The sequence below is a fragment of the Aeromonas sp. PS2Canimalfood6 genome (assembly GCF_048276795.1).
Lineage (GTDB): Bacteria > Pseudomonadota > Gammaproteobacteria > Enterobacterales > Aeromonadaceae > Aeromonas > Aeromonas caviae.
Window position 1 is genome coordinate 1 of sequence record NZ_JBLUXC010000112.1, and the last position, 2,874, is coordinate 2,874.

Below are 2,874 nucleotides of genomic sequence, written 5' to 3' on the forward strand. Positions count from 1 at the left end.
GAGTGGGCAATGGTGTATTTATCCAAAAACGGCAAAAAGAGTAGGCAGAGAAAATCCAAGCAAAACAACACGTTAGACGGTATTATTAATTCGCTTGCCGCTTAAGGTTCTGTACATGAGAAGGCCGTACTTGTTAATAGAGTTAAAATGTCATCAGAATACGTCAAACATCAAATAAATATAATACTTTAAAATCAATGTCTTATTGCCGTTAAGTCTGTCTAGGTTAGCTGAGGAAATTTTATGTTGCCAAAATTAGCACTTCAGGCTTCTGCATTTTTAGTTGTTTTTTTTGATCTAAAATGGATCATTCACTCGCTCGTACGCAAAAAAAATGAGCCTCGATGGAGGCTCATTTGGGGCGATGCAAGAGGCATTTGTCACATTGGTCAATTATCGTTTTAAGCGTTGCGCTTTCGAACTGAGTCCACCCAAAATTGAATCTGCAATCTCAGTGGGAAATGTATCAGGCAATTGCTGACGAACGATTGATATTACCTCATCCAGATTATCCGTCAGTTCGCTGATGATTTTTTCCATCTGCACTTGTTCAAAACCAATCGCCTTGGCCGTTTGATAAAAATGGCGAGGAAATATCTGCTCTATCGCGTATTTTTTGCCCTTGGTTGCAGTAAGCCCCATGGCCAACTTGGCATCACGGGGATGTAATCCTTTACCACCAAATGCAGGATACATGGAAAGGATGTCGTAAAACGGTGTAAGCCGGAAACGCCCTTCAGGTTCGATAAACACCGAGAAATTCTTGGCATGGCCATCAGTGGCAGCCAGCAGCCAGAACAACACCTGAGACTTCATAAACAGGTACCGATCCTGCTCCGGCGTGGCCGATCCCAGCAGGGTCGTCATGATGTCAGCAATGCCCGGTCCACCATGGCTCTCGTACTTGCGTGCTGACGGTACATTCAACACCTGGCAGAAGTCCTCTTGGGGCAGGCGCATGATCCAACTGCGATCCGTGGCGTAGCGCCGATCGAAGCGTTCCACCGCCAGAGCCTTGACCTTGCCGACCTGCATGATGAAGCAATGGGGAACCGGAAGACCCAATGCTTTGGCGATCAGGGTGCAGAGATATTCGTTTTCTACGCTCTGGGAGAGGTCTATCGAGTAGGAGTGGCTTTCGATCTTGCCAATGGGCAGCTTGATAATGTGGGTGGTTGGGGTCGCTGCATGCGGTAAGCACCAACGGTTGTCGAGGTAGAGTAACGCGGTCTTTTCCTGAGCCCCGGCGATGGATATCCGAAAATCGTCCTCTTCCCTCACCATACCAAGCGGGATCCCTTGCTGGTAGCTGGTCATGATCTGCTCCAGTTCGGCGTCAGAGAGCGGCTTGCACTCAATGCGCTTAACGTCTGGCACAGGTCTGCCCTGAGCCACCAGTTGCAATGCCCCCACGCTGTCCTGGCCAATGCAACTGAGCAGATCAAAGGGTTGGGTGGAATCGGCTTGATAGCGCGCCACCACCCGGTTTCTTACTTCCGGGTTATCTGGCAGCAGATTATCGAAGAAGTTATAGGCCTCATCGCCCTGGTAGCGCTGCTGGCGTAATGGCATGGAGAGCGAGATGGGGCGGCTGCCTGGCAACTTCACCCACGATTCATCGTACTGAAATTGGTGAGCACCATTGGTCGCCTTGGTAAAGGTACCTACCCGGTATCCGTTCATGTAGACCGTCAGGCTGGCCATTACCACTCCTCCTTCCAGCCAGGCGTGGCGTTTTCCGCAGGATCGGTGCGGGGCCTGATATCGAGGGAGAGTTCCAGTGCGGCGAGGATCTTGAACAAGGTCTCCAGCTTGGTTGACTCGGGATTGAGCTCGAAGCTGGACACCGTGTCCTGCCTGATCCCCACCTTGCCGGCCACTTTGCCTTGGGAGAGCTTTTGCGAAAGCCTGGCATCCTTGAGACAGGCACTAAGTTGCTTGGCGCTGGTTACTTTCATGATTTGACTTACCTGGTAGCGTAATTTCTTTTAATTTACACGCTGTGGCAGGTATATCAATATTTACCTGTTTTAGGCGGTAAATGTTTTTCACACGCTAAAGGCGGTATTTAACCTTGATCCTCAGGTATGGGTGTCGCACTTTCGATTCAAGGGGCCATTAAAACAAGGTGTAACGAGTTTCAGCAGGAGTGCACTGGGGTTGGCGCAACAAAAGCCAAGGCAGCGATGGTGCGTCGGTTGATCGTCTCTGTCAGTGAGTCCATGATTGTTGCGATCGCTTCACGGGAGCTCCCAAGTTCGCACCCGCGTTCGCTTCTTTAAATACCTTCTTGAATTGATGAGCACGAAATTTTGCCAATCTAGCCGAGGTTTCTCGGGAAAATTTGCAAATGCAGTGATGGTGTCATACCAAGCAGCCACCTCCATTGAAGATCTAAACTGGACAGGTCCCCAGTGTTATCGAAAACGGGGGGGCGCAACCAACAAGGTAACTCTGACATGTTGAAACCCATTCTGGTACAGCTCCGAGAGGCCTTGGCCGAGCTGCCCTACTTCACCCATATCGACAACCAGCATGACTACGAAAGTGCGCTGGCACTGATAGATGAGCTGGTGGATGACTACGATAACAACGTCCAGCTGTTAGGGAAGGTGCGAATAAGTCATATGGCACGAGAGCATTTACTGGTAACCCATTGATATTAAATGACTAAAATTTTCATTTTTTGTTCGTGGGATACTTGTTCGCACTTTCCTTAGGGAAGGTGCTAACAAGTCACTTGGCACAAAAACAGTAAGTATTCACCGGAACAGTATTGACACAGGAAAAATGAGACGATCGTCTCTTGATCCCACTTTCCTGCTTGCTTGATCCTGCTCCTTAGATACGCTCCCCCCATGAGCAAAAACACCA

At 49.3% G+C, this 2,874-nt stretch carries 3 protein-coding genes; 1 reads left to right on the forward strand and 2 read right to left on the reverse strand.

What is annotated here, in order from left to right; translation table 11 throughout:
- Positions 1-393: 393 nt before the first annotated feature.
- Positions 394-1,704, reverse strand: a complete 1,311-nt coding sequence (locus ACNPAA_RS20680) for a type II toxin-antitoxin system HipA family toxin (protein WP_005329232.1) — start codon at positions 1,702-1,704, stop codon at positions 394-396.
- The gene (locus tag ACNPAA_RS20685) at positions 1,704-1,958 is read right to left on the reverse strand and encodes a helix-turn-helix domain-containing protein (protein WP_005329233.1); all 255 of its coding nucleotides are present in this window, start codon (positions 1,956-1,958) and stop codon (positions 1,704-1,706) included. The genes ACNPAA_RS20680 and ACNPAA_RS20685 overlap by 1 nt, the downstream gene beginning before the upstream one ends.
- Before the next feature lie 501 nt (positions 1,959-2,459).
- Between ACNPAA_RS20685 and ACNPAA_RS20690 the strand changes: the two genes are divergently transcribed.
- A complete protein-coding gene (locus tag ACNPAA_RS20690) occupies positions 2,460-2,660 on the forward strand; it encodes a hypothetical protein (RefSeq protein ID WP_201873030.1) in 201 nt (66 codons plus the stop codon).
- Positions 2,661-2,874 lie beyond the last annotated feature (214 nt).